Here is a 24,012-nt window from a genome sequence, read left to right as displayed (position 1 = left end):
TTCCTCCTTTGCGAATCGCTCAGTGCGCCCAGCGCAGCACGAGCGGATCGAGCCGGCGCGCGATCGCGAGCAGTTCCGCGCGCGTGTCCGGATGCAGTTCCGGCATCGGATGCCGCGGCCGCTCGCACGCGATCACGCCGCCTTCGCGCATCAGCGCCTTCGCGGTGAGGATCCCGGACTGGCGGTTCTCGTGATTGATCAGCGGCAGCCATGCCTGGTAGCGCGCGTACGCGTCGTCGTGGCGCCCTTCGCGCCATGCTTCGAGGATCGGCCGGATGCCGTCCGGAAACGCGCCGCCCGTCATTGCGCCGGTCGCGCCCGCATGGAGGTCGGCGAGCAGCGTGATCGCCTCCTCGCCGTCCCACGGCCCCTCGATCGCATCGCCGCCGAGCCGGATCAGCTCGCGCAGCTTGTTCGCCGCACCGGGCGTCTCGATCTTGAAGTACGCAACCTGCCCGATCTCCCGTGCCATCCGCGCGAGGAACGGCGCCGACAGCGCGGTGCCGCTCGCGGGCGCGTCCTGGATCATGATCGGGATCTCGATCGCGTCGGACACGCGTGCATAGAAATCGAAGATCTGCGCTTCGGGCACGCGGAACGTCGCGCCGTGATACGGCGGCATCGCCATCACCATCGCCGCGCCGAGCTGCTGCGCGCGCAGGCTGCGCGCCGCGCATACCTGCGTGCTGTAGTGCGACGTCGTGACGATCACCGGCACGCGGCCCGCCACGTGTTCGAGGATCGTGCGCGTGAGCACGTCGCGCTCGTCGTCGGTGATCGCGAACTGCTCGGAGAAGTTCGCGAGGATGCACAGCCCGTCCGAACCCGCGTCGATCATGAAATCGACTGCGCGTTTCTGGCTCGCGAGGTCTAGCTCGCCGGTGTCGGTAAACGTCGTCGGGACGACGGGGAAGATGCCGCGATAGCGCGGCGTGCTGCTCGATGTCATGGTTCGGTCCTGCGTCGGTCGAATCGGCGTTCAGCCGGGAAACAATGCGTTCAGGATTCGCGGGCGAGCGCGCCCGCGGCCGGCTGCGGCGCGCGCAGCGTCGCGCGGACCACGAACGTGATCAGCACCGCGAACAGCAGCGTCGCCGCGAGGAAATACAAACCGGCCGCGAGGCTGCCGGTCGCCTGCTTGATCAGGCCGATGCCGTACGGCCCGACATAACCGCCGAGATTCGCGAGCGAATTGATCGCGGCAATGCCGACCGCCGCGCTCGTCCCGGTCAGGAACTCGCCGGGCAGCGCCCATACGACGGCCTGGATCGAGTAAAGCGAGAACGCCGTGAGGCAGATGAACAGGAACTGCAGCGCGGGCTGCCGCGCCCATGCGCTCGCGGCCATCGTCAGCGCCGCGGCAGCCGACACGACGACGATGTGCCAGTAGCGTTCGCGCGTGCGATCCGAGTGACGCGGCACGACCAGCAGCCCGACCACCGCGAACAGGTACGGCACGGCGGACAGCAGGCCGGTGGCCGCGTCGCCCACGCCGAACGCGTGAATGATCGTCGGCAGCCACAGCGACAGCCCGTAGATGCACAGCGGGAACGGCAGGAACAGCGCCGCGAGCAGCAGCACGCGCCGGTCGGCCAGCGTGGCGAGCGGATTGCGGTGCGCGTCGGGGCGATACGTGTCGCGATCGGCGGCGAGCTGGCGCGCGATCCAGTGCCGCTCGTCATCGTTCAGCCAGCGCGCGCGGTCCGGCGATTCGGGCAGCAGCCGCAGCGTCGGCCACACGAGCAGCACGGCCGGCAGGCCGCTGACGACGAACAGCGTCTGCCAGTTCGACAGCCCGAACAGCCCGTGCGTCGACAGCAGCCAACCCGCGAGCGGCCCCGTCACGATGCCGGCGATCGGCTGCGCGAGCACGAGCAGCCCGATCACGCGCGCGCGGCCGCGCATCGGAAACCACTGCGTGAGGAAATACAGGATGCCCGGATACAGGCCGGCTTCGGCCGCGCCGAGCAGGAAGCGCAGCACGTAGAAGCTGGTCGGCCCCTGCACGAGCGCCATCGCCATCGTGATCACGCCCCACGTCGCGAGAATCCGTGCGAACCACACACGCGCGCCGAAGCGGCCGAGCGCGAGATTGCTCGGCACCTCGCACAGGAAATAGCCGATGAAGAACAGGCCCGCGCCGAGCCCGTACGCGGCGTCGCTCAGGCCGACGGCCGCGTTCATGTGCAGCTTCGCGAAGCCGACGACCGTGCGGTCGACATAGGCCACCACGTAGATCAACGCGAGAAACGGCACCAGCCTGCGCGTGAGCGTGCGCATCAACTGCCGTTCGTCGACGGCGGCCGACGGGCCGGATTGAGCCGCGGCCGGTGTCGCGGACGGGTGCTGCGTCGTCGTCATCGTGTCTCCATGGGTGGGCCGCGCCGGCGTCGTCGCCGGTCTGCCCTGCTTCACCTGTGCCGCGTTGCGCGCACGCCAATCAATGCGAGTGGCTCGGCACGTCCGCGCCGCGCATGCCGACCAGGAAGTCGAGGTCGCACCCCTCGTCGGCCTGCAGCACGTGATCGATGTACAGCCGCGCGTAGCCGCCCTTGCCGAGCTGGCCGGCCACGCCCGGCGCCGCGGTCGGATCGACATCCGACAGGCGGCGCTGCAGTTCGTCATCCGCGATGTCGAGATGCAGCGTGCCGGCCTCGCAGTCGAGCTCGATCCAGTCGCCGTTGCGCACCGCCGCGAGCGGCCCGCCGGCGGCGGCCTCCGGCGCGACGTGCAGCACGACCGTGCCGTACGCGGTGCCGCTCATCCGCGCGTCGGAAATCCGCACCATGTCCTTCACGCCCTGGCGCAGCAGCTTCGGCGGCAGCCCCATGTTGCCCACCTCGGCCATCCCCGGATAACCGCGCGGCCCGCAGTTCTTCAGCACGAGCACGGAGCTCGCGTCGACGTCGAGCGCTTCGTCGTTGATCGTGGCCTTGTAGTGTTCGAGGTTCTCGAACACCACCGCGCGGCCGCGATGCTTCAGCAGCTCGGGGCTCGCCGCCGACGGCTTCAGCACCGCGCCGCGCGGCGCGAGATTGCCGCGCAGGATGCGGATGCTGCCGTCCGCGATCAGCGGCCGGTCGAGCGGACGGATCACCTCGTCGTCGTAGTTCGGCGCTTCGCGCACGTTGTCCCACAGCGATTTGCCGTTGACCGTCAATGCGTCGGGGTTCGGCAGCAGCCCGCCTTCGCCGAGCCGGCGCAGCACGGCCGGCAGGCCGCCCGCGTAATAGAACTCTTCCATCAGGAAGCGGCCCGACGGCATCAGGTCGACGATCGTCGGCGTGTCGCGGCCGATGCGCATCCAGTCCTCGAGTTCGAGCGGCACGCCGATGCGGCCCGCGATCGCCTTCAGGTGAATCACCGCGTTCGTCGAGCCGCCGATCGCCGCGTTCGCGCGGATCGCGTTCTCGAACGCGGCGCGCGTCAGCACCTTCGACAGCACGAGCCCTTCGAGCGCCATCTCGACGATGCGGATGCCCGACATGTGCGCGAGCACGTAGCGGCGCGAATCGACGGCCGGAATCGCCGCGTTGTGCGGCAGCGTGACGCCGAGCGCCTCGGCCATGCATGCCATCGTCGACGCGGTGCCCATCGTGTTGCAGGTGCCGGCCGAGCGCGACATGCCGGCTTCGGCCGACAGGAAGTGGTGCAGGTCGATCTCGCCGGCCTTCAGCGCTTCGTGCAGCTGCCACACGGCCGTGCCCGAACCGATGTTCTTGCCTTCGAGCTTGCCGTTCAGCATCGGCCCGCCCGACACGACGATCGCCGGCACGTCGCAGCTCGCCGCGCCCATCAGCAGCGCGGGCGTCGTCTTGTCGCAGCCGGCGAGCAGCACGACCGCGTCGATCGGATTGCCGCGGATCGCCTCCTCGACGTCCATCGACGCGAGGTTGCGCGTGAGCATCGCGGACGGCCGCAGGTTCGATTCGCCGTTCGAGAACACCGGGAACTCGACCGGGAAACCGCCCGCTTCGGAGATCCCGCGCTTCACGTGCTCGGCGAGCTTGCGGAAGTGCGCGTTGCACGGCGTCAGTTCAGACCACGTGTTGCAGATGCCGATGACCGGCCGGCCGTCGAACGCGTGATCGGGGATGCCCTGGTTCTTCATCCAGCTCCGGTACATGAAGCCGTTCTTGTCGTTCGTGCCGAACCATTGGGTGGAGCGCAGCCTGGGTTTTGTTGCCGACATCGTCAGTCCTGTGGTGACGGGATACCGGCGCAGTCTAGGCAGAATTTTGATAACTCGCTAATGACGTTTTAGGCGATTACGATATCGATTCCGATATCGATATAAACCCGTACGATGACTGACGCCAGCCCATGGGGAAACCGCAGCCGCCTGAAAACCCGCCAGCTCCTGCTGGTCGTCGCGCTCGCCGACGAAGGCAGCATTCATCGCGCGGCGGCCGCGCTGAACATGACGCAGCCGGCCGCATCGAAGCTGCTGCGCGAACTCGAGGAATCGATCGGCGCGGTGCTGTTCGAGCGCCTGCCGCGCGGGATGCGGCCGACGCTGTACGGCGACGCGCTGATCCGCCACGCGCGCGCGGCGCTCGGCAGTCTCGACCAGGCACACGAGGAACTGGCGGCGCTGAAGGCCGGCCATCTCGGGCATGTGGCGGTGGGCGCGATCACGTCGCCGGGCCTGCGGCTCGTGCCGCCGGCCGTCGCCGCCGTGAAGGGCACGCATGCGGGCCTGCACGTGTCGGTCGGGATCGACACCAGCAACGTGCTGCTCGAACACCTTGCGCAGGACAAGATCGACATCGTGCTCGGCCGGCTCTCCGCCGAACACGACAAGCTGCGCCTGCGCTACGAGCCCCTGACCGGCGAAACGGTGGCCGCGGTGGTGCGGCCCGGCCATCCGCTGCTCGCGCAGGCGCCGCTGGCGCTCGCCGACGTGCAGCGCGCCGCGTGGGTCGTGCCGCCGGCCGGCAGCGTGCTGCGCCATCGCTTCGAGCTCGTGTTCCAGCGCGCGAGCCTCGCGCCGCCGGCGAACCTCGTCGAGACGGCCGCGCTGCTGTTCATCACCCAACTGCTCGAACAGAGCGACATGATCGCGGTGCTGGCCGAGGACGTCGCGCGCTACTACGCGCGACACGGGATCGTCACGGTGCTGCCGCTGGAGATGGATTGCCGGATGGACGATTTCGGGATCATCACGCGCACCGACCGGCTGCATTCGCCGGCGGTCACGGTGATGGCCGATGCGATCCGGGCGGCGGCGCGCGAGGTTTACGGCGTCGTGCTGTGACGCGGCGGGGGGTGAGGCCCGCCCGCGTTGATTGCTTCGAGCACGAAGTGCGGCGCCACGCGTGCATTTCTTGAGTAGCAGAACAGCTTCATCTTGCTTTCCGTTGCCGACGCGTCACGCGGCGGCGAACTCGATCACCGGTTCGCAGCGGATCGGGAAATTGACCGAGTTCGCGATATAGCACTTCGCGTGCGCATCATGATGCAGGTGTTCCGCCCGCTCGAGATCGTCGCCGGCCTGGATGCTCACGTGCGGGCGCAGCACGATCTCGGTGAAGCGTCCCTGCTCGGGACTGTCGAGCATCGTCCCTTCCGCGTTGTCGACATACGCGAGCACGCGGATACCGGCCTCGGAACACAGATGCAGATACCAGAGCTTGTGGCACGCCGATGCCGACGCCAGCAGCAGGTCCTCCGGGTTCCAGCGCGATGCGTCGCCGCGGAACGCCGCGTCCGACGAACCGGGAATGTCCGGCTTCGAGCCGGCGCGGATCACATGATCGCGGCCGTACTCGCGATACCCCGACGTGCCGGTGCCGCGGTTGCCCGTCCACTGCACTGCGACGCGATACTTGTGTTCGCCTGATGCCATCTCGCTCTCCATTGATGTCGGTTGCGTCGACCGGGCCGGATTTCATTTTACGGAGCCCGCCTGTGGCCGCCATTGTGGCACCGGATTCTCGTTTGGTATACCATTATTCCAAAGTGAAGTAAGGAACACGCAGGCATGGAAGCCAAACTCGACTCCACGGCGGACGCGGTGGCCGCATCGCTGCGGGACATGATCATCAATGGCGAACTGGAAGCCGGCGAACGGCTCGTCGAGCGCGACCTGGCCGACCGCTTCGGCATCAGCCGGATTCCGATGCGCGAAGCGATCCAGCGGCTGGAACGCGAAGGATTGCTGGATATCTTCAGGAATCGCGGCGCCGTCGTGCGCATGCTGAGCGCGCCGGACGTGCAGGAAATCTACGATCTGCGCGCGCTGCTCGAAGGCGATGCGATCTACCGGAGCGTAAAGCGGCTCGACGACGAGACGCTCGCGCGCGCCGAACTCGTTCATCGCCTGCTCGGCGACGCGGCGGTGCCGCGCCGGCAGGGCGAACTGAACCGCGAATTCCACGCGCTGCTGTATTCGTGCTGCGGCAACGCGCGGCAGTTGAAGACGATCGGCGAGCTGCGCAGCCAGGTCGAACGCTACGAGCGCCTGCAGGCCACGCTGCTCGCAGATACGCCGTCGTTCCAGGTCGAGCACGAGGAGATCCTGCAGGCGTGCCGCGAACGCAACGCGCGCGCGGCCCGTTCGATGACGGTCGCGCATCTCGAATCGGCCAGAAGCATCGTGATGCGGCTCGTCGAAGGCGGTTGAGGCCGGCGCTGCGTTTGCCGGTTTCCACACCGCACGCGGCTCCGCGCCGGGCCGCGCCGATTGCGTCGGCGAACTCGATGTTCCCGGCGCCGCCACGCGCGGTGTCTTCTTCCTTCTACCGCGTCGCGCTCCCGCTCGATACGCGGCCTGTCGTACCGCGCACCACCAGCCGCGGCAGCGACGCAGTCCGCACGCGCGACGCATCGTCGCTCCGGCCACCCGCCTCGCGCAACGCGTTGAGCAGTTCGACCGCGAGGCCGGCAGCCTCGCCGGTCGGGATCGCGACGGTCGTCAGCGTGGGCCGCGTGTCGCTTGCCAGATGGATGTCGGTAATGCCGACGATCGACAGGTCGTCGGGCACGCGCCTGCCGCGATCGGCCGCCGCATGCATCGCGCCGATCGCGGGCAGGTCGTTGGTGGCGACCAGCGCGGTCAGCTGCGGATGCGCGTCGAGCAGCCGGCCCGCCGCGCGCACGCCGCCTTCGATCGAATCGTGCTCGGCCGCGACGATCGACGCGTCGAGCCCCGCTTCGCGCATCACGTCGACGAAGCCGTCGTAACGCGGCGCCTGCACACCGCTCGCCGACCCGCCGACGATCAAGCCGATGCGCTCGTGCCCGAGTTCAATCAGATGCCGCGTCGCGATCCGCCCCGCCTCGCGAAAATCGATGGCCACGCACGGCAATCCGTCGGGCGGCGCCTCGGGCCGCTCCCACAGGCACAGCACGACCGGCACGCCGCGTCGCGCGACGTCGAGCAGATCCGGCAGGTGCAGGTTCGCGTTGGTCACGAGAATGCCCTCGGACACCGTGCCGGCAATCTGGTCGAGATAAGCGCGCCCCTGCAGCGGATCTTCGTTCGTATTGCAGACGATCAGGAACTGCCCGTTGCGGCGCACCGCGCGTTCGACCGCCAGCGCGAACTCCGGATAGAACGGGTTCGCGATGCTCGACACCATCAGCGCGACCGTCGGCGCGCGCCCTTCCGCCAGCGCCCGGGCAGCAAGATGCGGCCGATACCCGAGCGCCTGCACGGCTTCCAGCACCCGCGCGCGCGTGGCTTCGCCGACCCGGCCGCGGTCGCGCAGCACGTTCGATACCGTCGCGGCCGTCACGCCGGCGCGGCGCGCAACTTCATCCAGTGTCGCCATGGTTTGCCCACTATATGAGACGTCGATCCAGTATTTGCTTCGTTCATCGAAGCGGCGCACTATCGCCGCACACCTTGCCGCCCGACCATCGGGCGCGACTCGGCCGCGATCGCGTCGCCTCTTTTTTTGATCGCGGTGATTAAGCGCTTAATCAGACATGATGGCGCATTAAAACATGGAGCGGAGACAATGGCGAGCATCTCGATGCGACGCGTGCAGAAAGCCTATGGCGATCACGCGCCGGTCATTCGCGACGTCGATCTGGAGATCGGCGCGCACGAGTTCTGCGTGTTCCTCGGGCCGTCCGGATGCGGCAAGTCGACGCTGCTGCGCATGATCGCCGGGCTCGAGGACTTGAGCGCGGGCGAGCTGTCGATCGACGGCCGCCGCGTCGACGACGTGCCGGCCGCCGAGCGCGGCGTCGCGATGGTGTTCCAGAGCTACGCGCTGTTTCCGCACATGACGGTCTACGAGAACATGGCGTTCGGGCTGAAGCTCGCGCGCGTGCCGAAAGCCGAGATCGACCGGAAGGTGCGCGATGCGGCACGCATCCTGCAGCTCGATACGCTGCTCGACCGCAAGCCGAAGGCGCTGTCGGGCGGCCAGCGGCAGCGCGTCGCGATCGGCCGCGCGATCGTGCGCGAGCCCGGCGTGTTCCTGTTCGACGAACCGCTGTCGAATCTCGACGCGGCGCTGCGCGGCCAGACCCGCATCGAGATCGCGCGGCTGCACCGGCAGTTCGAACGCGCGAGCGTCGTCTACGTGACGCACGACCAGACCGAAGCGATGACGCTCGCCGACAGGATCGTGCTGCTGCACGCCGGCGCGGATACCGCGCAGCACGGCAGCATCGCGCAGGTCGGCGCACCGCTCGACCTCTACCACCATCCGGCCAGCCGCTTCGTCGCCGGCTTCATCGGCTCGCCGCGCATGAACTTCCTGCCGGCCGTCGTCACCGCATCCGATGCCCGCCGCACGACCGTCACGGTCGCGCCTTCCGGCGAAACCTTCACGCTGCCGCGCGACGGCTCCGCGCTCGGTGCCGGCGCAACCGTGACGCTCGGCATTCGCCCCGAGCACCTGACGCTCGGCGCCGCGCACGACGCGACGACGCTCGTGCGCGACGTCGCGCTCGTCGAGCGCCTGGGCGAACAGACCTACGTGCACCTCGACCAGCCCGGCGGCGTGCCGCTGATCGCGAAGGTGCCCGGCGACGCGCAGGTGCGCAGCGGCGAACGCGTGCACGTGCATGCGCCGGCCGCGGCCTGCCATCTGTTCACCGAAGACGGCCGCGCGGTGCCCGCGTGCGCCGACGTCCACGTTCATCACTACGCTTAAGGATCGCGTATGCGCCTCGGAGTCTGCTATTACCCGGAACACTGGCCGGAATCGATGTGGGCGAACGACGCCCGCCGGATGAAAGCGCTCGGCATCGAGCAGGTGCGGATCGCCGAATTCGCCTGGAGCCGCATCGAGCCGTCGCCGGGCGAATACGACTGGGGCTGGCTCGACCGCGCGGTCGACGTGCTCGGCGCGGCCGGCCTCGAGATCGTGATGTGCACGCCGACCGCGACGCCGCCGAAATGGCTGGTCGACCGTCATCCCGACATCCTCGCGATCGGCGCCGACGGCCGGCCGCGCGCGTTCGGTTCGCGCCGCCACTACGATTTCTCGTCGCCGACCTATCTCGAAGCGTCGCGCCAGATCTGCACCGCGGTCGCCGAACGCTACGGCCGCCATCCGGCCGTGCGCTACTGGCAGACCGACAACGAGCTGGGTTGCCACCAGACCGTCGTCAGCTACTCGCCGGCCGCGCTCGTGCGCTTTCGTGGATGGCTGAAGGCACGCTACGGCACGATCGACGCGCTGAACCGCGCGTGGGGCACCGTGTTCTGGAGCATGGAGTATCGCCACTTCGACGAAGTCGACGCACCCGTCGGCACCGTGACCGAGGCCCATCCGTCGCATCGCCTCGACTACCGGCGCTTCGCGTCCGACGAGGTCGCGCGCTATCACCGGATGCAGGTCGACGTGATCCGCGCGCACTCGCCGGGCCGGCCCGTCGCGCACAACTTCATGCAGCTGTTCACCGAGTTCGACCATTACGAGGTGGCGCGCGACCTCGACATCGCGACGTGGGACAGCTATCCGCTCGGCGCGCTCGAGGAGCAATGGTTCGCGCCCGACGTGAAGGCGCGCTGGCTGCGCACCGGCCATCCCGATTTCGCGTCGTTCAATCACGACGTGTATCGCGGCATGTCGAAGCTGCCGTTCTGGGTGATGGAGCAGCAGCCGGGGCCCGTGAACTGGGCGCACTGGAACCCCGCGCCGCTGCCGGGCATGGTGCGCCTGTGGAGCTGGGAGGCGTTCGCGCACGGCGCCGGCTGCGTGTCGTACTTCCGCTGGCGGCAGGCGCCGTTCGCGCAGGAGCAGATGCATGCGGGCCTGCACACGCCGGACGACAAGCTCGACGAAGGCGGCCGCGAGGCGCAACGCGTCGCGCGCGAGATCGCGGCCGTGCACGACGCTGGCGCGGATGCGGACGATCCGGTGCGTGCGCCCGTCGCGCTGATCTACGACTACGAAGCGAAGTGGCTGTTCGAGGTGCAGCCGCAAGGCGCCGATTTCCACTACCCGCGTTTCGCATTCGAGTACTACTCGGCACTGCGTTCGCTCGGCCTCGACGTCGACGTGGTCTCCGTGCATGCGCCGCTCGACGGCTATCGGCTCGTGGTCGTGCCGCCGCTGCCGATCGTGCCGGACGATTTCGCGGCACGGCTCGCCGCATCGGGCGCACATGCCGTGTTCGGGCCGCGCACCGGCTCGAAGACCGTCGACCTGCAGATTCCGCCGGCGCTGCCGCCCGGCCCGCTCGCGTCGATCCTGCCGATCCGCGTGTGGCGCGTCGAATCGCTGCGGCCGAACGTGACCGAGCGGATCGACGGCACGCTGCGCGACGGCTCGCCGCTCGCGGGCGATGCGCGCCACTGGCGCGACTTGGTCGAGCTTCACGACGACACGCGCAGCGTCGTGCGCGCACGCTTCGCCGACGGTCATCCGGCCTGCGTGTCGCATGGCGTGCTGCACTATTGGGCCGCACTGTTCGACGACGCGACCACCGCGCAACTGTTCGCCGATGTCGCGGCCGAAGCGGGCCTCGCACCGACGCCGCTCGGCGACGGCGTGCGCGTGAGCCGGCGCGGCGGCCTGACCTACGTATTCAACTATGGCGACACGCCGCACACGATCGACGCGGTGCCGCCGTCGGCAATCGTGCTCGGCGCCGCGCAGGTCGAGCCGCAAGGCGTCGCCGTGTACCGAAGCCGTTCGTAGCACCCGCCACCGGCGCCGCGACGCGCCGGTCACGCACAACGACACACAGGAATGGAGACAACCATGACACATCGCCCCCTTCGCGCCGCCGCCCGGCTCGCAACGGCCGCCGCCATCGCGTTCGCTTCGTTCGGCGCCGCCGCGCCGGCGAGCGCCGGCACGCTGACGATCAACATCGCGTTCAAAGGCGCCAGCCAGCGCGCGGTCTGGCAATCGACGCTCGACGCGTTCCACAAGGCGCACCCCGACATCGACGTGAAGGCGACCTTCGTCGACGAGGAAGCGTACAAGGTGCAGCTCCCCGCGTGGCTCACGACCGTCGCGCCCGACGTCGTGAACTGGCATGCGGGCGAGCGGATGGCGTATTACGCGAGGCGCGGGCTGTTCGAGGACCTGAGCGGCGACTGGACCAAGAACGGCTGGGGCGCGATGTATGCATCGACGCGCGACGCATCGTCGTATAACGGCAAGCAGTACGCGGCGCCGACCGTCTATTACTCGTGGGGGCTGTTCTACCGCAAGGACCTGTTCCGCAAGGTCGGCATCGCCGACGAGCCGAAGACGTGGGACCAGTTTCTCGATGCGTGCAAGAAGCTGAAGGCGGCCGGCATCACGCCGGTCGCGGTCGGCGGCCGCGACGCGTGGACGCTCGCCGGCTGGTTCGACTACCTCGACCTGCGCGTGAACGGCAACGCGTTCCACCAGCAGCTGATGGCCGGCGACGTGCCGTACACCGACCCGCGCGTGAAGAAGGTCTACACGACGTGGAAATCGCTGATCGATGCCGGCTACTTCATCGACAACGCGCTGTCCTACGATCTCGACGGCGCGCAGCCGTTCCTGTTCCAGGGCAAGGCCGCGATGATGCTGATGGGCACCTTCATCGCCGCCGGTTTCCCGGCGAACATGAAACAGGAAATGGGCTACTACCGCTTCCCGATCATCGACCCGAAGGTGCCGACCGCCGAGGACGGCCCGGTCGAATCGCTGCATATCCCGACGAAGGCGAAGAACAAGGCCGACGCGCACACGTTCCTCGCGTTCGTGCAGACCCCCGAAATGGGCGCGAAGCTCGCGGAAGGCCTCGGCTCGCTGTCGGCCAACAGCAAGTCGCCCGAGCCGGCCGACCCGATCTCGCGCATCGGCTTCCGGATCCTCGCCGACACGCGCGGCGGTGTCGCGCAGTTCTACGACCGCGACATGACGAAGGAAATGGCCGACGAAGGGATGAAGGGCATGCAGCAGTTCCTGGCCGATCCCGCGCAGCTCGATACGGTGCTCGCGCAGCTCGAACAGACCCGCAAGCGGATCTACAAGAAGTGACCGCGTGACCCAGCCGGCGGCCCTGCGCCGCCGCGTCAGTACAGGAGGCTTGCCGTGTCCAGTCCGATCACGTCCACCCCGCCCGCCGGCGCCGCGCCGCCGCCGCGCGGCGCACCCGCCGCCGCGTTGCCCGCGCGCCGCCCTTCGCCCGCCGTGCGGCGGCAACGGCGCGCCGCGTGGCTCTTTCTCGCGCCCGCATGCGCAATGGTTGCCGTCTATGTGATCTGGCCGATCCTGTCGACGCTGTGGCTGAGCCTGTACAACTGGGACGGGATGACCGAGCGCAGCTTCGTCGGGCTCGCGAACTACGTCGAACTGCTGCACGCGCCGACGTTCTACACCGCGCTGCGCAACAACGTGATCTGGCTCGCGCTGTTCATGCTCGCGCCGCCGCTCGGCCTCGCGCTCGCGCTGTACCTGAACCAGGCGGTCGGCGGCATCCGGCTCGTGAAATCGCTGTTCTTCGCGCCGTTCGTGCTGTCCGGCGTGGTCGTCGGCCTGATCTTCTCGTGGTTCTACGATCCGACGTTCGGGCTGCTCGCGCTGCTCGCCGGGCACGGCATCCCGGTGCTCGGCGACGCGCGCTATGCGACGCTCGGCATCGTATTCGCCGCGCTGTGGCCGCAAACGGCGTACTGCATGATCCTGTACCTGACCGGCCTCACGTCGGTCAACCCGGAACAGATCGAAGCGGCGCGGATGGAAGGCGCGCGCGGCTTCGCGCTGCTGTGGCACGTCGTGCTGCCGCAACTGCGGCCGACCACCTTCATGGCGATCGTCGTCACGGTGATCGGCGCGCTGCGCAGCTTCGACCTGATCTCGGTGATGACGAGCGGCGGCCCGTTCGAGAGTTCGACCGTGCTTGCGTATTACATGTACGACCAGGCGATCAAGTACTACCGGCTCGGCTATTCCGCGTCGATCGCGGTCGTGCTGTTCGCGATCATGCTCGTCTACATCGTGTTCCAGTTGCGCCGCATGCTGCGCAACGAGCAATAACCTGACCGGTGACCCTCATGTTTCCGACGCCCGTTGCCCAATGGAAGCCCGTCTCGCGCCGGCTGTACAAGCTGTCGCTGCCCGTCGCGCTGCTGATCTGGCTGCTGCCGATGATCGCGGTGTTCGTCACGTCGGTGCGCTCGACCGAGGAACTGGTCGAAGGGCACTACTGGGGCTGGCCGCGGCACTTCGCGATGGTCGAGAACTATCGCGACGCGCTGACGACGTCGCCGATGCTGCATTACTTCTGGAACAGCGTGCAGATCACCGTGCCGTCCGTGCTCGGCTCGATCGCGCTCGCGGCGATGGCCGGCTTCGCGCTCGCGACCTACCGGTTTCGCGGCAACGCCGCGCTGTTCGGCACGTTCGTCGCCGGCAACTTCGTGCCGGTGCAGGTGCTGATGATCCCGGTGCGCGACCTGTCGCTCCGGCTCGGCGTGTTCAATACCGTCGAGGCGCTGATCCTGTTCCATGTCGCGTTCCAGACCGGCTTCTGCACGCTGTTCCTGCGCAACTTCATCAAGCAGCTGCCGTTCGAGCTGATCGAGGCCGCGCGCATCGAGGGCGCGGGCGAATGGACGGTGTTCTGGCGGATCGTGCTGCCGCTGATCCGGCCCGCGCTCGCGGCGCTCGCGATCCTCGTGTTCACGTTCGTGTGGAACGACTACTTCTGGGCGCTGTGTCTCACGCAAGGCGACGAAGCCGCGCCGATCACGGCGGGCGTCGCAGCGCTGAAGGGGCAATGGACGACGTCGTGGAATCTCGTATCGGCCGGCTCGATCCTCGCCGCGCTGCCGTCGGTCGCGATGTTCTTCGCGATGCAGAAACATTTCGTCGCGGGGCTCACGTTCGGCGCGACGAAAGGCTGAACGCGCGCCGCCAGCACACTCGCATCTCCCCCTCCGCATCGTGAGGTTGCCCGCTTCGGCGGGCTTTTTTTCATGCGGCGCGGAATTCCATGGGTGACGCTGATCGCCCCTGACGAAACGCTCGGGTCACTCAAACGCGGCCGGTCGAAATGCTGGCTGGCTAGCTGGCGCCGGCATCCGGCGATGCGAGCAGCGTGTGCGACGCAGACATCGATCCGCCCGTCGACGACACGGGCCGGCTCAGCCCTGTTCGTCTCCGGACGGCTCCCATGCGATCACCAGTTGCAGCAGCCCCGGAAATCGCGAATCCAGATCCTCGGTACGCACGCGGCTGCGTCGCTCGAGCCCATATTGACGCTGGCGAATCACGCCCGCTTCACGCAGCGCCTTGAAGTGATGGGTCAATGACGATTTCGCACGATTGAAACTGAACCAGCTGCACGGGTGGTCGTACGCCTCGGATTCCAGCAACAGCCGGCGGACGATCGTCAGGCGCAACGGGTCGGCCAGTGCGCCGAATATCGCGTCCAGGCGCAAATCGGACACTGCCGGTTCCGGCAGCGGATCGGGAAGGTTCGCCGGGACTGCGGCGGCCAGGTCGGGGTGGGTCGTGCGTTTCATGTTCACGACTATATCACTGTACGAGTTTTTTCGAACTAAGCTATAGTACGAAAAAACTCGTACAAGGAAGGTCGTCGTGTCCGACACTGCCGCAGTGCAATCCAGCCGCGCGTCCGCGCACATTTCCCCCGCCATGTGGCGCGCCGCATGGACGGTCACCTCCGTGTTCATGCTGTCCAATTCCCCGACGCCGCTGTATGTGGTCTGGCAGCGCACGCTCGGTTTTTCATCCGGCACCTTGACGGTCATCTTTGCCCTTTACATCCTTGGGCTACTGGGCACGCTGTCGGTGGCCGGACAGCTATCGGATCGTTACGGCCGCAAGCCGGTTCTTCTGCCGGGGATCCTGGTGGCGCTGGTCGCATGTGCGTTGTTCGCCAGCGCAACGTCCATCGCAACGCTTGCCGTCGCGCGACTGCTGACGGGTATCTCGGTCGGTGTCATCGTGTCGGCAGGAATGGCGTCCGTGGCAGACCTCGGCGGCGGTGAGCGTCGACGTCAGGCAGCGCTGCTCGCATCGGTAGCGATGGTTCTCGGCGCGGGCCTCGGGCCGTTGCTGGCCGGCGGTGCTGCGCAAACGGTCGCGCATCCGGTCGCGCTGGTGTTCGGTATCGAGTTCCTCGTGCTGCTGAGTGCGCTCGTCATTGCGTGGCGGTTGCCCCTTGGCCGACCGGCAAGGACAACCGGCAATGTCGCGCGTCTGCATTTGCCGTCGGTCCCGGCGATGAATCGACGGCACGTCGCGGCCGGCATCGGCGTGTTCGGGCCCGGCATTACGGCAACATCGTTCGTGCTTGCGTTGGGGCCTTCGTTACTCGCCCGTCTGCTCGAGGTTCGCAGCCCGTTGCTCGCCGGCGGCATGGCATGCACGATGTTTCTCGCTGCAACGGGCGTTCAGTTCGCCGTGCGGCAGTGGTCGGTACGTGCGTTGTTCATGGCAGGTACGGTGGCGACCGTGCTGTCGATGGGTGCACTGTGTGGCGCGGTGCATATGCTGTCGGCACCCGTTCTGGTGGCCGCTGCGCTGTTCGCGGGGGTCGCGCAGGGCCTTGGGCAGCTGGGCGGCTTGACGCTCATCGGCCTGCATGTGCCGGACACGCGCAGGGCCGAAGCCATTGCCGTCATGAATATCGGCGGATATCTGCCGGCGGGGCTGCTGCCCGTCATGACCGGCTACGCGATCGACTTCTTTGGTCTGGCGGCCGGTGCCACTGCATTTGCCATCGCACTGGCGCTGATTGCGCTCGGGGCCGGTGGCATGGTGTTTCGATCGTTGAAACTCGGCGGCGATTGATGGTGGACGCGCGTCATTCCGTGGGTGTCGCCGAACGACCCGTCCCCGCCATGGGAAACGCCGGACCGCAATCGACAACTTTCGCGTGTTCAACGGTCGAATGGCTGGCCGGTAGCGGCCGGCGCGCAGGCTCAGCGTCTTTCGAGTCCCCGCTCTCGGCTCGCTACGCGGCAATCACGCGGTTTCGCCCCTGATGCTTGGCCTCGTACAAGCGCTCGTCTGCCTTGCGCAGAATCGCGTCGATCGTCTCCCCGTCACGGCCAAACTCCGATATGCCGACGCTCACCGTGACCTCGATCGGTTTGCCATCGCCATTCTCGAATGGCGTGCCGGCAATCGCTGCGCGAATGCGCTCGCCGACCAAGCAGGCAGTATCCAGAGCGGCCTGCGGCAACAAGACCATGAATTCTTCGCCGCCCACCCGCGCCACGCCGTCGTACGGGCGGATCGCGTCGAGGCATTTCTTGACGAAGCGTTGCAGGACCTGGTCGCCCGTCTGATGCCCGTAGCTATCGTTGACTGCCTTGAAGTGGTCGAGGTCGAGTGCAAGCAGCGAGAACGGTGCGCCGTTACGTCTCGCGCGGGCAATTTCCGCCTCAACGCGTTCGATGAAGCGCCGCCGGTTGGCCGCGCCGGTCAACGGATCGGTTGCGGCCATGTATTCGAGTTTCTCGTTGGTTCGCTGCAACTCCTGCAACGCACGTTCCGTGCGGGCCATCGCTTCGCGCAAGCGGGCAAACAGCTCTTCCTGGCTATAGATGGTCGAGAACGAGCGCGTTGTGTGAAATGCTTGCACGACACCGTAACTCAGCAGGAAAAAACCCCCGGCGAAGATCACATGCGCGAGCCACCACATATGGTTCCACGGGCGGCCGAGGATGAACGCAAGCGACGCGAGCGCGAACGACGAAACCGAGATGCCGTAGATCAGCATGAGCGGGGTGCGGATGCGCCGCACCACCAGCGCGATGACGTTGAGGGTCGAAAAGGCGAGTGCACCGCCTTCCATCGACAGGCGAACCCACGGATTGCCGGCAAATGGCGAGTACGCGACCCAGGCCACCAGCACATCGATCAGCACGAACAGGCCGACCCAGGTCGCCCACGCCCGACGATCGACGCGGAACGCCTCGCTGTCCGCCGACCGACTGTACGAGAGCTGTCCTACAAAGATCAAAATGGACATGACGAGGCGCGAGGCCGGTCCATACAACAGGAACAGCCAGATATTGTGGTGCGCCATGCCGGTGAAGGCACCATGCAATGTGTAGATCAGCGAAAAGCCCAGAAAGCCGAGCGTCAGCCAACGCAACAGCGGCTCTCCCGACAAGCGATAACAACGCCAGCACACGTAGGTGACGAACACGCCTTCGAGCGTCGCGGCTGCGATCGCCAACTCGTGGAATGCGTGATTCTCGAATTTCAGCGAGGGGTTCTGAAAGCAATAGAAGTACGCGATCAGAAATGCCGGCACCAAGGCGAAGCCGGCGAGCAGCAGCCTGGCGTAGACCCTGGTGATGAACTGAATGGCGGCGGCCGGCTCGTTTGCGGATGCGGCGATGCTCATCGTCTCCCCCCGGATTTCGTCGGATCAAACCAGTATATGCATAGCGATTTGCATTTGATACTGGTCAGGCACCATAGAATCGCGTGCAGTAAATAGATCGTCGAATTGAATCGAAACCGGTTCTTACGAACGTAATCCGAGCGTTGCGGATGAAGGGAATGGTCAGAGACGCAACGTTCGTCTTCGCCAATCGAACGTCTGTTTACAGGACGGGCCGGATGTCGGCGCGGTCAGGCGGCGCGATTGGCGAGTGACGCTTCGTGCGCCGGCCGCCGCCCCTTTGCCCGCGTTCCCCGCCACTCCGCGCAGCACCCGTTTTTCGTGCGGCCGCCACTACACGCTGCCCGACTCCCCGTCGCGCAATCGCGCATCCACTGCGCCGATGTTCTTCTCGTGCGCGACCAGCATCAGCGACAGCGCGTGGTGGATGTCCGGATCCGCGAGCGTCGGCAGCAGCGTCTGCAACTTGCGGACGACCCAGCGCTGGCCGCGGTTCAGGAACGCCATGCGCTCCGCCAGATCGTCGATCGCCATCGCCTTTTCGTAGAACGCGCCGGTCGCGCGCGTCGGCGTCACATCGAGCGACCGGATCGCGTCGACGAGCACGCCGCACCAGTGCGCTTCGTCCTGGCGGATATGTGCGATCAGCCGATGCAGTTCGGGATCATCCGTCACGTCGGCCGCCGTCTCGGAAGCGACACGCGCGCCCGCGCGCTCAGCCTCCAGCAGTTCGTCTAGCGCCGCCAGCAGCGCGGTGCGGCGTTCATGGGGAATCGGGACGGCGCGGGCGTCGGGCCCGTCACCACGCGTCGGAATGGACATGCGGCATCCTCCTTTCAGGATCGGCGGCGCGTCACGCTCAACGGCTCGAAACGCGTGTTGCGCGGATGTGCGCAGGTCATGACGACATGCACATCGAATGGATCACACTGTGACATATTCGATTGTGGCGCCGCATCGGCAGCGCACTTTGCTTGATTCACATCATCGCGCGAACGATCCGGCACCCGCTCACGTCCACCCTTCGAGCCGCAACGTCGAGCGCACGAGCCGCTCGACGCGCTGGCCGATGCGACGCACCGCCGCGTCGCGGTCCACTGCCCGTGCACGCTGCAGCACGCGCAGCGCCTCGGCGGCGCGGTCGAACGCATCCTGACGCGGCTCGGCTTCGATCTGACGAATGTCGCCGATGGCCATCCGTGCTGCGGCTCGGCCGGCACCGATTCGCTGACGCAGCCCGAACTCGCGACGACACTGCGCGACCACCCGCTCGATGCGCTCGAAGCCGCGCGGCGGAACCTGATTGTCACGGCGAACGTCGGCTGCCAGACTCACGTGAACGGCGCGGGCCGCACGCCCGTGCGCCACTGGATCGAACTCGTCGACAACCACCTCGTCAATTGACCGCGGATTCCGGAGGAACGCCATGCAAACGAAACCCGAACTCGAACTCGCCGATGCCGACCGCATGCTCGCCGCCGCCCGCGCGGAAGCGGAGCGCCATGGCTGGGCCGTGTCGATCGCCGTCGTCGACGACGGCGGCCATCTGCTCGCGTTCGCACGGCTGAACGGCGCATCGCCGGCCAGCGCGACTATCGCGCAGGACAAGGCGCGCGCCGCGGCGCTCGGCCGTCGCGAGACGAAGGCGTATGAGGATATGATCAACGGTGGCCGCACCGCGTTTCTCAGCGTGCCGCTGACGGGGTTGCTCGAAGGCGGCGTGCCGGTCACGGTCGGCGGCCGGATTGCGGGCGCGATCGGTGTGTCTGGCGTAAAGTCCGAACAGGACGCGCAGATCGCCCGCGCCGGCACACAAAGCGTCGCGACATAACCAGCCAAGCCGCGCGCGCGCATTTTTCCCCGGGAGGATTAACGATGATCGACCAAGCAGGACTGCAAGTCGCGCCAGCGCTGAGCCAGTTCATTGAAAACGAAGCGCTGCCGGGCACCGGCGTCGACAAGGCCGCGTTCTGGAGCGGGTTCTCGGCCCTGGTGCACGACCTGGCGCCGCGCAACCGCGAGCTGCTCGCGGAACGCGACCGCCTGCAGCAGGAACTCGACACCTGGCACCGTGCCCACCCCGGCCCCGTACGCGACCACGCCGCGTATCGCGCATTCCTCGAAAAGATCGGCTACCTTGTGCCGGTCCCGTCGAGCGTCGCGGCAGCCACCGCGAACGTCGACAGCGAGATCGCCACGCAGGCTGGCCCGCAGCTCGTCGTGCCGCTGTCGAACGCGCGCTACGCGCTGAACGCCGCGAACGCCCGCTGGGGCAGCCTGTACGACGCGCTGTACGGCACCGACGCACTGCCTGAAGACGGCGGCGCCGAACGCACCGCGACCTACAACCCGACGCGCGGCCAGCGCGTGATCGACTACGCGCGCAACGTGCTCGACAACGCGGCGCCGCTCGCGAGCGGCTCGCACCGCGACGCGCTGCGCTACCGCGTGCAGGACGGCCAGCTCGCCGTCGAAACCGGCAAGGGTGTCGTGCATCTCGCGCAGCCGGCGCTGTTCGTCGGCTACCAGGGCGCGGCCGACGCACCGTCCGCGATCCTGCTGAAACACAACGGCCTGCACCTCGAGATCCAGATCGATGCGTCGACGCCGATCGGCCGTGCCGATCTCGCGAACGTGAAGGACGTCGTGCTCGAAGCCGCGGTCAGCACGATCATCGATTGCGAGGATTCGGTCGCGGCGGTCGACGCCGACGACAAGGTCCAGCTCTACCGCAACTGGCTCGGCCTGATGCAGGGCACGCTGGTCGAGGAAGTCGCGAAGGGCGGCAAGTCCTTCACGCGCCGCCTGAACGCCGACCGCGAGTACACGACGCCCGACGGCGGCACGCTGTCGCTGCACGGCCGCTCGCTGCTGTTCGTGCGCAACGTCGGCCACCTGATGACCAACGGCGCGGTGCTCGACCGCGACGGCAACGAGATTCCGGAAGGGATCCTCGACGGCGTCGTCACGACGCTGTGCGCGCTGCACGACCTGAACGCGAAGCGCAACTCGCGCACGGGTTCGATCTACATCGTGAAGCCGAAGATGCACGGCCCGGTCGAAGTCGCGTTCGCCGATACGCTGTTCGCGCGCATCGAGGATCTGTTCGGCCTGCCGCGCAACACGCTGAAGATGGGCATCATGGACGAGGAGCGCCGCACCAGCGTGAACCTCGCCGCGTGCATCGCGGCGGCGGCCGCGCGGGTCGCGTTCATCAACACCGGCTTCCTCGACCGCACCGGCGACGAGATGCACACCGCGATGGAAGCAGGCCCGATGATCCGCAAGGGCGACATGAAGTCGTCGGCCTGGATCACGTCGTACGAGCGCAACAACGTGCTCGCGGGCCTGTCGGCCGGCCTGCGCGGCCGCGCGCAGATCGGCAAGGGCATGTGGGCGATGCCGGACCTGATGCACGCGATGCTCGAGCAGAAGATCGCGCATCCGCGCGCGGGTGCGAACACCGCGTGGGTACCGTCGCCGACCGCCGCGACGCTGCACGCGCTGCACTACCACCTCGTCGACGTGCAGGCCGTCCAGCAGGAACTCGAAAAGACGCCGTACGCGAGCGAGCGCGACGCGCTGCTCGAAGGCCTGCTGACCGTGCCGGTCGTCGAACGCGCCGAATGGAGCGAAGACGAAATCCTGAGCGAGGTCGAGAACAACGCGCAGGGCATCCTCGGCTACGTGGTGCGCTGGGTCGAACAGGGCGTCGGCTGCTCGAAGGTGCCGGACATCCACGATGTCGGCCTGATGGAAGACCGCGCGACGCTGCGCATTTCGAGCCAGCACATCGCGAACTGGCTGCGCCACGGCGTGATCACCGAGGCCTTCGTGCTCGACGTGTTCAAGCGGATGGCGCGCGTCGTCGACCAGCAGAACGCCGGCGACCCAAACTATCGCCCGATGGCGCCCGGCTACGACCAGTCGACCGCGTTCAAGGCCGCGTGCGCGCTCGCGCTGCAGGGCACGTCGCAACCGAGCGGCTATACCGAGCCGCTGCTGCACCGGTTCCGGCTCGCGTACAAGGCGCAACAGCACGGCGCCTGAGCATGCGCATGCGGGCCCGCCCCGCATGCCGGCTCGACGAAACGGGCGGCCTTCATGGCCGCCCGTTTTCATTTTTACGTTCGCGCGGCCGTTGAAACCGTATGCTGAAACCGATAATCGGCACATATCGCGCGCTTTCAAGTTTCGCCTGCGCCTGCCGTTAATCCGCCCGAATCGGCGGCCGTACGCGGCGCGCGTGCACCCGCCATGCGGCAAAGCCTTGCGCAGTAACGCTCCGCCCAATATTTGCAAGCCCGGGATTTCACTGTAATTTGATCCGGATCAACGGGTCGCAACATTTTCCGCGCGCGCGAATGCGCGCGTTATACTCCGTTGAATCCGCGCCGCCCGATTCGTCGGATCATCGAATCGCGGCAGATGTCGCCGATGAATGCACGATTTACCGGTATATCTGGCCGCGAATATCGATAATCGGTGCCCGTTTTCTCCGCCGGGCGGGAAGACGGCGCCGGAAGGGCCGCGCACCGGATCGCCGCCGACACGTCATACGAACAATCGCATCGGCCCGCCGCCTGGCGACGATGCCCATCGATCCACGGACCATGGCAGAAACCGACTACGCAATGCCCAGCGAATCCGGCCGGACAAGCCGTGTCGCCGCTCATTTGCGCCGGTTCCTGCTGCCGCACCTGATCTTCTATACGGGGCTGCTGATCGCGCTGATCCTGCTGCTCCTGTGCGGGATCGTGCTGTACGAAGGCCGCATCGACGCGCGCGACCGCTCGCGCACGATGCAGCAGAACCTCGCGCTGATGGGGTCGTGGGACATCGAGCGCAACATCGAGATCTATTCGCTGTCGCTGCAAGCCGTCGTCGAAGGCGAGAACGACCCGGCGGTCGTCGCGCTGCCGATGTCGCTGCGCCGCCAGGTGCTGTTCGACCGCGCGACGACGGCCAAGTACCTCGGCGGCATCTACGTGCTCGACGCAAAGGGCGACATCGCGGTCGACGGCATGAGCGACGTGCCGCGCAAGGCCAACTTCGGCAACGAGCCGTATTTCACCATCCACCGCGACCACCCCGATATCGGCCTGTACGTCAGCAACCCGTACCATTCGCGGCTGCGCGGCGGCTCGCCCAGCATCGCGCTCAGCCGGCGGATCACGAAGCCCGACGGGTCGTTCGGCGGCGTCGCGGTGATGTCGATCCGGCTCGAATATTTCCAGAACCTGTTCTCGCGCCTGTCGCTCGGCGATCGCGGCTCGATCGCGCTGATCAACACGAGCGGCCTGATGCTCGCGCGCGAACCGTACGACCCGAAGATCGTCGGCCGCGACATCAGCCGCGCCAGCACGTTCCGGCATTTCATGACCGCCAGCGAAGGCAGCTTCGCCGACACCGCGTCGATCGACGGCGTGCGACGCCTGTACGTGTTCCGGCACCTCGATCACCTGCCGCTCATCATCATGGTCGCGCGGTCGGAAGCGGACACCTATGCCGCGTGGTACGACCGCGCGATTCCGATCGGCTCCGCGATGGGCGCGCTCGCGATCGGCTTCGTCGGCCTGTCGCTGCTGCTCGACGTGCAGCTGCGCAAGCGCCATCGTGCGGAAACCGAGCTGCAGGCGCTCGCGCGCACCGACGGCCTCACGGGCCTCGACAACCGCCGGATGCTCGACGTCACGCTCGCGCGCGAATGGCGCCGCGCCGCGCGCTCGCAGCATGCGCTGTCGCTGCTGTTCATCGACGTCGATTACTTCAAGCGCTACAACGATACGCAGGGCCACCAGGCCGGCGACGACGCGCTCGCCGCGGTCGGCCATTGCATCGCCGGCTGCCTGCGCCGCCCGGCCGACTATGCGGCGCGCTATGGCGGCGAGGAGTTCGTCGTGGTGCTGCCCGACGTCGACACCGACGGCGCGGTGACGATCGCCGAGACGATCCGCACGGGCATCCTCGACCTCGGCATCCGGCACGACGCCGGCACGGCCGGCCGCCTGACGGTGAGCGTCGGCGTGACGACGAACTATCCCGAACACGACGACGACATGCAGGCCGCGCTGAAGCTCGCCGACGATGCGCTGTATCGCGCGAAGGAAGGCGGGCGCAACCGCATCGTCGTACTGACGCCCGCGCGCTCCGACGATCTCGAGTCGCGGCGGGCCTGAGCGCCCGGGCACCTGAGCGGCCGGGCGGCGGGGCGGCGGAGCGGTCGCAGCC

18 protein-coding genes and 2 pseudogenes are annotated in these 24,012 nt (G+C 67.4%); 12 read left to right on the top strand and 8 right to left on the bottom strand.

Annotated features, from left to right (window positions below):
* Nucleotides 1–19: 19 nt before the first annotated feature.
* The 3 genes from R9B84_RS34805 to R9B84_RS34795 form a co-directional block, all read right to left on the bottom strand.
* Nucleotides 20–949, bottom strand: coding sequence for a dihydrodipicolinate synthase family protein (locus tag R9B84_RS34805; RefSeq protein ID WP_423761904.1), 930 nt, complete (start codon nt 947–949; stop codon nt 20–22).
* Nucleotides 950–999: 50 nt separating this feature from the next.
* Nucleotides 1,000–2,361, bottom strand: coding sequence for an MFS transporter (locus tag R9B84_RS34800; protein WP_423761903.1), 1,362 nt, complete (start codon nt 2,359–2,361; stop codon nt 1,000–1,002).
* Between the two features lie 79 nt (nt 2,362–2,440).
* The gene (locus R9B84_RS34795) at nt 2,441–4,192 is read right to left on the bottom strand and encodes an IlvD/Edd family dehydratase (RefSeq protein ID WP_423761902.1); all 1,752 of its coding nucleotides are present in this window, start codon (nt 4,190–4,192) and stop codon (nt 2,441–2,443) included.
* A 114-nt stretch (nt 4,193–4,306) separates the two neighbouring features.
* On the opposite strand from R9B84_RS34795, the gene R9B84_RS34790 reads away from it, so the two are divergent.
* On the top strand, nt 4,307–5,257 hold the full coding sequence (locus R9B84_RS34790) for a LysR family transcriptional regulator (protein WP_423761901.1): 951 nt from the start codon (nt 4,307–4,309) through the stop codon (nt 5,255–5,257).
* Between the two features lie 114 nt (nt 5,258–5,371).
* Here the strand turns inward: R9B84_RS34790 and R9B84_RS34785 are convergent, their stop codons facing one another.
* On the bottom strand, nt 5,372–5,848 hold the full coding sequence (locus tag R9B84_RS34785; protein WP_423761900.1) for an OsmC family protein: 477 nt from the start codon (nt 5,846–5,848) through the stop codon (nt 5,372–5,374).
* A 135-nt stretch (nt 5,849–5,983) separates the two neighbouring features.
* Between R9B84_RS34785 and R9B84_RS34780 the strand changes: the two genes are divergently transcribed.
* Complete coding sequence (locus R9B84_RS34780) at nt 5,984–6,625, top strand: GntR family transcriptional regulator (RefSeq protein ID WP_423761899.1); 642 nt, start codon at nt 5,984–5,986, stop codon at nt 6,623–6,625.
* A gap of 115 nt (nt 6,626–6,740) precedes the next feature.
* Here the strand turns inward: R9B84_RS34780 and R9B84_RS34775 are convergent, their stop codons facing one another.
* Nucleotides 6,741–7,775, bottom strand: coding sequence for a LacI family DNA-binding transcriptional regulator (locus R9B84_RS34775; protein WP_423761898.1), 1,035 nt, complete (start codon nt 7,773–7,775; stop codon nt 6,741–6,743).
* A gap of 189 nt (nt 7,776–7,964) precedes the next feature.
* On the opposite strand from R9B84_RS34775, the gene R9B84_RS34770 reads away from it, so the two are divergent.
* The 5 genes from R9B84_RS34770 to R9B84_RS34750 all read left to right on the top strand — a co-directional run bounded on the left by R9B84_RS34770 (nt 7,965) and on the right by R9B84_RS34750 (nt 14,299).
* The gene (locus R9B84_RS34770) at nt 7,965–9,113 is read left to right on the top strand and encodes an ABC transporter ATP-binding protein (protein WP_423761897.1); all 1,149 of its coding nucleotides are present in this window, start codon (nt 7,965–7,967) and stop codon (nt 9,111–9,113) included.
* Nucleotides 9,114–9,122: 9 nt separating this feature from the next.
* Entirely contained in the window at nt 9,123–11,108 is a 1,986-nt protein-coding gene (locus tag R9B84_RS34765; RefSeq protein ID WP_423761896.1) for a beta-galactosidase, read from the top strand.
* A gap of 63 nt (nt 11,109–11,171) precedes the next feature.
* Entirely contained in the window at nt 11,172–12,431 is a 1,260-nt protein-coding gene (locus tag R9B84_RS34760; protein ID WP_423761895.1) for an ABC transporter substrate-binding protein, read from the top strand.
* Nucleotides 12,432–12,485: 54 nt separating this feature from the next.
* Entirely contained in the window at nt 12,486–13,430 is a 945-nt protein-coding gene (locus tag R9B84_RS34755; protein WP_047902125.1) for a carbohydrate ABC transporter permease, read from the top strand.
* A gap of 17 nt (nt 13,431–13,447) precedes the next feature.
* Nucleotides 13,448–14,299, top strand: a complete 852-nt coding sequence (locus R9B84_RS34750) for a carbohydrate ABC transporter permease (protein WP_065503326.1) — start codon at nt 13,448–13,450, stop codon at nt 14,297–14,299.
* Nucleotides 14,300–14,539: 240 nt separating this feature from the next.
* Here the strand turns inward: R9B84_RS34750 and R9B84_RS34745 are convergent, their stop codons facing one another.
* A complete protein-coding gene (locus R9B84_RS34745; RefSeq protein WP_423761894.1) occupies nt 14,540–15,091 on the bottom strand; it encodes an ArsR/SmtB family transcription factor in 552 nt (183 codons plus the stop codon).
* On the opposite strand from R9B84_RS34745, the gene R9B84_RS34740 reads away from it, so the two are divergent.
* Nucleotides 15,090–16,214, top strand: coding sequence for an MFS transporter (locus R9B84_RS34740; RefSeq protein ID WP_423763542.1), 1,125 nt, complete (start codon nt 15,090–15,092; stop codon nt 16,212–16,214). The genes R9B84_RS34745 and R9B84_RS34740 overlap by 2 nt on opposite strands.
* A 163-nt stretch (nt 16,215–16,377) precedes the next feature.
* On the opposite strand, the gene R9B84_RS34735 is transcribed toward R9B84_RS34740, so the two are convergent.
* Both R9B84_RS34735 and R9B84_RS34730 read right to left on the bottom strand, forming a co-directional pair.
* A complete protein-coding gene (locus R9B84_RS34735; RefSeq protein WP_423761893.1) occupies nt 16,378–17,781 on the bottom strand; it encodes a GGDEF domain-containing protein in 1,404 nt (467 codons plus the stop codon).
* 333 nt (nt 17,782–18,114) lie between these two features.
* Nucleotides 18,115–18,666 (bottom strand): annotated as a pseudogene (locus R9B84_RS34730) (DUF6306 domain-containing protein); the annotation flags it as partial.
* A 156-nt stretch (nt 18,667–18,822) separates the two neighbouring features.
* On the opposite strand from R9B84_RS34730, the pseudogene R9B84_RS34725 reads away from it, so the two are divergent.
* The 4 genes and pseudogenes from R9B84_RS34725 to R9B84_RS34710 form a co-directional block, all read left to right on the top strand.
* Nucleotides 18,823–19,185, top strand: a pseudogene (locus R9B84_RS34725) (heterodisulfide reductase-related iron-sulfur binding cluster); the annotation flags it as partial.
* A 22-nt stretch (nt 19,186–19,207) separates the two neighbouring features.
* Nucleotides 19,208–19,612 (top strand): GlcG/HbpS family heme-binding protein, encoded by a 405-nt coding sequence (locus tag R9B84_RS34720; protein ID WP_407971821.1) that lies wholly within the window; start codon nt 19,208–19,210, stop codon nt 19,610–19,612.
* A gap of 44 nt (nt 19,613–19,656) precedes the next feature.
* On the top strand, nt 19,657–21,831 hold the full coding sequence (locus tag R9B84_RS34715) for a malate synthase G (protein ID WP_423761892.1): 2,175 nt from the start codon (nt 19,657–19,659) through the stop codon (nt 21,829–21,831).
* Between the two features lie 563 nt (nt 21,832–22,394).
* Complete coding sequence (locus R9B84_RS34710; protein ID WP_423761891.1) at nt 22,395–23,960, top strand: sensor domain-containing diguanylate cyclase; 1,566 nt, start codon at nt 22,395–22,397, stop codon at nt 23,958–23,960.
* Nucleotides 23,961–24,012: the final 52 nt, after the last annotated feature.

This window comes from Burkholderia sp. NLJ2 (genome assembly GCF_049487195.1).
GTDB lineage: Bacteria > Pseudomonadota > Gammaproteobacteria > Burkholderiales > Burkholderiaceae > Burkholderia > Burkholderia pyrrocinia.
This window is presented reverse-complemented; position numbering and strand designations above follow the sequence as displayed.